The sequence below is a fragment of the Paenibacillus contaminans genome, assembly GCF_003285015.1.
Classification (GTDB): Bacteria; Bacillota; Bacilli; order Paenibacillales; family NBRC-103111; genus Paenibacillus_V; species Paenibacillus_V contaminans.
Window position 1 is genome coordinate 1 of the sequence record NZ_QMFB01000103.1, and the last position, 305, is coordinate 305.

General features: G+C 64.9%; 1 protein-coding gene. It reads left to right on the plus strand.

What is annotated here, in order from left to right; translation table 11 throughout:
* The coding region (locus tag DQG23_RS41715; protein ID WP_146762497.1) for a c-type cytochrome at window positions 1-305 on the plus strand (305 nt) is incomplete at both ends.

Below are 305 nucleotides of genomic sequence, written 5' to 3' on the forward strand. Positions count from 1 at the left end.
GACCTCACTGCGATTGCCCGCTACCTCAAGTCACTGCCAGCAGTTGATCCGAACGATCAGCCGCACCAGTACGACGAGAAAGCCGCCAAAGCCCTGTGGAACGGCGACGACAGTCAACGCGGCGCAGCGGTGTATATCGACAACTGCGCGGCCTGCCACCGTACCGACGGCCACGGCTACACCCGGGTGTTCCCGGCGCTGGCGGGCAATCCGGTGCTGCAATCGGAAGACCCGACCTCGCTGATCCATATCGTGCTCAAGGGCGGCACCCTGCCGGCCACCCACACCGCGCCATCGACCTTCAC